The following is a 5,676-nucleotide window of genomic DNA, read 5'->3' on the forward strand; positions in this document are numbered from 1 at the left end:
TAAAGGGGGACTCCGCGTCAGGGTCTTGGCCGCTCAAAGGGTGGCTGTACGACCAGGACGCGGCGTTCTGGCGACTCCATGCCGAATGGCGCGCTGCTGAAGATGCATTCGAGACAGGACCGCATGCAGCGGATGAGCCTGAGGGCGAGCTGCTATGCTAGCGGGCAACAGATCTGCGCGAATCCATGTTCCTAGCGCCAATATCGACCGCGACGGCGCTGGCGGCAAAGTTCGAGGCGATCGAGGGCGGCCAAGGGCGCATCCTCATATCCGAAGAATTCACCATTTTCGACGCATTACGCCGCGATTGCCAAGCGCTGGCCGATGCGGAGGGAGCAAATTCGCGCAATTCGAGTGTGCGAACAAATGATTGGCCGCGAAAGCCAATTTTCCGTAGCCTGTTGAAGATAAAAGATTTTTTGATGGGGTGTGGCTCCCTGAGTAGGATTCGAACCTACGACCACTCGATTAACAGTCGAGAGCTCTACCGCTGAGCTATCAGGGACCAGACCCGGTTGCCCGGGGCAGGAGCGGGCTAATAGCAGGCGTTTCCGGTTTGGCAAGCGCCAGATTGCCGTAAAAACTACGCCAGGAACTGCTCGGCGAAGATCCGCTCGTCGAGGCTCTTGCCCCGATCGAACAGCAAGGTCAGCCGATGCTCGCGCGCCGCGCTCACGCGCACCTCGCTGATGTCGCGTACTTCCTTCTGGTCAGCCACCACGAGGACCGGGCGCTTTACCGATTCGAGCGCGCGAAAGCGGATCTCGCAGCTTTCCGGCAGGATCGCTCCGCGCCAGCGCCGTGGCCGGAACGGGCTGATTGGCGTGAGCGCGAGCATCGCGCTGCCCAAGGGCAGGATCGGCCCGTTGGCGGAAAGGTTGTAGGCTGTCGAGCCCGCCGGGGTCGCCACCAGCACGCCGTCGCACGAGAGTTCGGGCATGCGCACTTTGCCGTTGACCGAGACTTCCAGCCTTGCGGTCTGGCGCGTTTCGCGCAGCAAGCTGACCTCGTTGATCGCCCATGAGGAATGATGATCGCCGGTCTGCGTCGTCGCCTCCATGAGCAGCGGCGCCACCGCAATCGCGCGGGCCTTGGCAACGCGCTCCGCGATCGGGCGGCTCGCCTTATGGCGGTTCATCAGGAAGCCGACGGTACCGAGGTTGAGCCCGTATGCCGGGATCACGCGTCCGGTGTCGAGCATGTGGTGCAAGGTCTGCAGCATGAAGCCGTCGCCGCCGAGCACGACCACGATGTCCGCCTGCTCCAGAGGCACCCAGTCGTACGAGGCGGTAAGCGCGGACTCCGCTTCCTGCGCGCGGTCGGTGGGAGACGCCAGCAGCGCCAGCCGGGGTGCATCAGGCATGGGTCGGAGCTCTCCTGCAGCGGTGCTGCGATCAGCATCCGCGCCCCGTGATATGGAGCGACCCAAACTGGTGCAATGCCAAATGGCAAAGCGAGGATGATTTCGCGAAGCCAATCGCCTAAGGCTGCTCGTGATGACTGGCACCGTGCTCACATCTGGCGACGATCGCGATGTTCTGACCGGCCTTCCCGGCCTTCACAGCGCGGCGCGCTGGCTCGATCGGGTGGGCGAGACAGGCTTTGTCCAGGCCATGCTCGTAAGCTTGCAGCGCTTGCCGGCAGTGAACCTTGCTTATGGCATGGCGGGCGGGGACAGGGTGCTTGTCGAAGTGGCCCGGCGCCTGCGCGATTTCGTGGCCGATGAACTCGGCCCGCAGGCGCTTGTCGCGCGCGCTGCGGGCGGGGCGTTCCTTGTTGCAAGCCGCGCGGCACTCTCGCGCGAGCGGTGGCAATGGCTGGCCGAAGCACTGGGGCGTGCGATCGCGCGGCCGCTGGTGGTCGACGGCGAGCGGCTCAGCCTTGCGCCGCGCACTGCGCTGCTGCGCGGGCGGCCGGGGGAAACGGGCGCAGCGCTGCTTGATCGGCTCGATCAGGTATCGGGTGATCTGCAGCGGCGCAGCGGACGGCGCGTGCTCTGGGCCGATGGCAGCCACCCGGCGCGGGGGCGCAGCGCGGCGAACCTCGAGGGCGATCTGCTCGGCGCGCTCCACCGCGACGAGATCGCGATCCTGTTCCAGCCGCAGTTCCATGTCGGCACGGGCGCGCTGGCCGGGGCGGAGGCGCTCGCGCGGTGGGAGCACCCGAGCTTTGGCCGCATCTGCGCCGAAACGCTGTTTGCCGTGGCCGACCGGGGCGATCACGTGGCGCAGTTGTCCCGCCATATCGGCAAGCGCGCGCTGGCGATGGCGGCAGCGTGGCCCGGGGCGGATGCGCTGCGGCTTTCGCTGAATGTCACGGCGGAAGACTTTGCCGTGGGCGATTTTGCCGCGACCTTGCGCGCGGCGCTGGCGGCGAGTGGTTTTGCCGCCGAGCGGCTAACGATCGAGATTACCGAGCAGACCCTGATCGCCGATTTCGAAGCCTGCGCGGCGGCGCTGCGCGAGCTTGCCGGGCTCGGCATCAATGTTGCCCTCGACGATTTCGGCACGGGCTTTTCCAATTTCCGCGCGCTCAAGGCGCTGCCGCTCGATGCGCTGAAGCTCGACCGTTCGCTGGTGAGCGACATCGAGCACGACGCGCGCGACCGGGCGATCCTTGCGGCGATGGTGGCGATGGCGCGCGCGCTCGACCTCAAGGTGATCGCGGAAGGCGTGGAGACCGCAGGGCAACTCGCCATCCTGCAAGGCGAGGGCTGCGATCTGTTTCAGGGTTTCCTGCGTTCCGGCCCGATCTCTGCGGAAGACTTTGCGGCGTTGGCGGCGGGCGGGTGATAGCGCGGGCAGGTGCTTGTAGGACAGAACTTTCGCATGACCATCGACCACCGCCTTGCCACTTACGGCACCCTTGCGCCCGGGCGGGTGAACCATCATCAGCTGGCGGGGCTGGCGGGCGAATGGACTGTCGGCACGATCCGGGGGCGGCTTGTCGAGACGGGCTGGGGCGCGGCGCTGGGTTATCCGGCGCTGGTGCTGGATGAAGGCGGCGAGGCGATTGCCGTGCATCTGTTCTCCTCAGCCGATCTGCCCAAGCACTGGGCGCGGCTCGATGCGTTCGAGGGGGCAGAGTACCGGCGCGGGGAGGTGATGGTGGAGACGGCGGCGGGGCTGGTCCCTGCGTGGATCTATCTGGCGGCGGACGGGTCCTATTCGTCCTGATCGGGCGGGCGCTTGGCCCAGAATGTCCCCGTCTCGCCCAGCTTGCGACCATAGGCGAATAGGGCGCCCATGAAGGCTGTGTCGAACAGGTTCTTGTCGTTCGCGGGGTAGTCCTTGGCGATGAAGCTCAGGTTGAAATCGATCCCGTGCGCCTTGGCGTAGAGATAGCTGAGGTTCACCGTGCTTGCCGTCGCGCGGCGCAAGTTGAGCGAGATGGCCTGGCTGGCAATCGGCACGGTGCGCGGCTTCACCAGCTTGAACTCGCCGTTGAGCTTGTTGTTCACGATCATGTAGATGTGCAGCTGGTTGAGGACGCTTGGCACCTGGCCCGTCACGATGGCCGTATCGGGCAGGGTGAGGATCTGCGCGGTGGTGCCGCCGTCGACGTGCATTTCGCTGATCTCGCGGCCGCCGGCCTGCGCCTTGATCATCACCGGCGGGAAGAAGGCGGGGATCGCCGAGGAAGCGAGCAGGACCTGCCGGAACAGGCCGTAGCGCCCCGGCGCCTTGCTCGCGGCAATCGCGCCCATGTTCCAGATGACCATGCGCTGCGCATCGAGATTGGCGGTGCCGACAAACAGCCGCCGCCCGCGCGCATGCTCCGCAGCGATCCGATCGATCAGCGCATCGGTCATCACCACGCCGATCATCCGCGCAAGCCGCTTGGTGCTGGCGATGCTGGGGGAGAGCGGGATGGCGAGGGGGAAGCGGTTCTTGTAGATGCTCTTGGCGGAGATCGTGGTGAACAGCTTCTCCAGCGTCGCGTCCTGATCGGAGCCGAGGAAAGCGAAGGGCGCGATCAGCGCGCCGGTGCTGACGCCGGTGACGACGGCGAACTCGGGCCGCGTGCCGGCTTTGGTCCAGCCGTCGAGGAGCCCGGCGCCATAGGCCCCGTTGTCCGACCCGCCCGACAGCGCGAGCATCGAGCGCTCGCCCTGCGTGCCTGCATAGGGCGGCGCCATGAGCCGCGCGGCGCCCGGCGCATCGGCCCAGAAGCGCGCCTGCGGCATGCCGGGGATCGTGGCATCGGCCTGCTGTGTCTCGTTGAACGGTTCGCGGCTGATCGTGGCGCAGCCCGAGAGCGCGAGGCTGGCGGCGAGGAGGACTGTCCTGATGATGGGGGGCAAGCGTGGTTCTCCGTTCAAGGCAGCGCATAGCACAAGGGGGGCGTGATTGGGGCATGGTATCGCGTCTGGAGCGTCTGCACGGGGTTTCTCGCAGAGGCGCAGAGGAAAAAAGGGCGCGAAGAGGTTTCGCTGTTCCGCAGGGCGTCTGTCCGCATTGCGGGCTTGCACGATCGATCATGCGGCTGAGCCGCTGACCATTTTCTCTCTGCGCTCTCTGCCTCCTTGGCGTCTCTGCGAGAACTTTCGCGGGTGCGGCGATTGGTGCATGGGTACGGGGATTGAGCCAAGGCCTTGGGGGAGAGACTTCGCATGACCGTCAAAGTGATCAGCATGGAGCCCGACCCGCTCGCCCCATATGCCATTTCGCCGGGGTGGCAGGTGGGCAGCCTGCTGTTCCTATCGGGGCAGGCGGCGCTCAGCCCGGAGGGCGAGCTGGTCGGCGTGGGCGATTTCGAGGCGCAGCTGGCGCAGACCTTCGCCAATATCGACCGCGTGCTGGCCGCCGGCGGCAGCGACCGCAGCCGCATCGTGAAAGTGACGATCTACCTGACCGACATGGCCAACTTCCCGGCCATCGTGGAAGCACGGCGGCGCTATTTCACGCCGCCCTGGCCGGCGGACACGATTGTGGAGGTGAAGAGCCTCGCGCTACCGGAGCTGATGGTGGAGATCGATGTGATTGCGCATGCGGGGTGAGGGGGGACCCGAGGGTTACACAGGGTTACACCGTGTCACCCTCGATTTTGCCATGCAACCTTCTGAAATATAACCGTAAAGATGTGTGAGAGTGACATCCGGACACGGTCTGGCGCATGGCATTTTCAAGCTGATCGACGCTGTCAAAGAGCGGCCCGGGAGGGCGGCTCGGGGGTTATGACAGGTTTGGGCGATGTAGGAAAATGATGCGGTGGCCGATCCTCCCCTCACAGGGGAGGTGGCATCGCGCAGCGATGACGGAGGGGTAGCGCCTGAACCCGAACGGCGGCGAGTGCCGTTACCCCTCCACCACCCTGCGGGCGGTCCCCTCCCCCGTTGGGGGAGGATCAGCGCTCGCCGATGGAGGCGCGGACTTCCTCGAGGGACAGGCCGCGCGAGGGATCGGCGCGGAAGGCAACGTAGGCGTGGGCGGCCTGCTGGTGCAGCCAATCTTGCAGTGCCCGCACGCTCAGGGTATGGAGTTTGGGAGTTGTTGCACCTGTCATCTTAACCCTCACCGTAACAATAAAGGGGTTCGCGCAGAGACGCAGAGGAGGCAGGGGCCGCAGAGAGGTTTTGCGCTGCTGCAGGCCTTGTTTGCCATGGGAACGTTGTTGCTGCGCTGCTGGTATGCTTCTCGGCGCGCTCTGCTACCTCTGCGTCTCTGCGCGAAACTG

The 5,676-nt window shown here is 65.7% G+C and carries 6 protein-coding genes and 1 tRNA gene; 3 read left to right on the top strand and 4 right to left on the bottom strand.

The annotated features are described in order from the left end of the window. Positions 1-430: 430 nt before the first annotated feature. A tRNA-Asn gene (locus WCL10_RS20350) sits at positions 431-505 on the bottom strand. A 78-nt stretch (positions 506-583) separates the two neighbouring features. Then, positions 584-1,363 carry an NAD kinase gene (locus tag WCL10_RS20355; RefSeq protein ID WP_336897471.1) on the bottom strand — a complete coding sequence of 260 codons (780 nt, stop codon included), beginning with the start codon at positions 1,361-1,363 and terminating at the stop codon, positions 584-586. 133 nt (positions 1,364-1,496) lie between these two features. On the opposite strand from WCL10_RS20355, the gene WCL10_RS20360 reads away from it, so the two are divergent. Beyond that, positions 1,497-2,792, top strand: a complete 1,296-nt coding sequence (locus tag WCL10_RS20360) for a GGDEF domain-containing protein (RefSeq protein WP_336897472.1) — start codon at positions 1,497-1,499, stop codon at positions 2,790-2,792. A 36-nt stretch (positions 2,793-2,828) separates the two neighbouring features. Continuing rightward, the gene (locus WCL10_RS20365) at positions 2,829-3,176 is read left to right on the top strand and encodes a gamma-glutamylcyclotransferase (protein WP_336897473.1); all 348 of its coding nucleotides are present in this window, start codon (positions 2,829-2,831) and stop codon (positions 3,174-3,176) included. Here WCL10_RS20365 and WCL10_RS20370 read toward each other — a convergent pair. Then, positions 3,164-4,303: a patatin-like phospholipase family protein gene (locus WCL10_RS20370; protein WP_336897474.1), complete on the bottom strand. Its 1,140-nt coding sequence runs from the start codon at positions 4,301-4,303 to the stop codon at positions 3,164-3,166. The two genes, WCL10_RS20365 and WCL10_RS20370, sit on opposite strands and share 13 nt — an antisense overlap. Positions 4,304-4,612: 309 nt before the next feature. Here WCL10_RS20370 and WCL10_RS20375 point away from each other — a divergent pair, with 309 nt between their 5' ends. After that, positions 4,613-4,999 (top strand): RidA family protein, encoded by a 387-nt coding sequence (locus tag WCL10_RS20375; RefSeq protein ID WP_336897475.1) that lies wholly within the window; start codon positions 4,613-4,615, stop codon positions 4,997-4,999. Positions 5,000-5,346: 347 nt separating this feature from the next. Here WCL10_RS20375 and WCL10_RS20380 read toward each other — a convergent pair whose 3' ends face one another. Continuing rightward, a complete protein-coding gene (locus tag WCL10_RS20380) occupies positions 5,347-5,505 on the bottom strand; it encodes a hypothetical protein (protein ID WP_336897476.1) in 159 nt (52 codons plus the stop codon). Positions 5,506-5,676 lie beyond the last annotated feature (171 nt).

Source organism: Novosphingobium sp., assembly GCF_037133355.1.
Taxonomy (GTDB): domain Bacteria; phylum Pseudomonadota; class Alphaproteobacteria; order Sphingomonadales; family Sphingomonadaceae; genus Novosphingobium.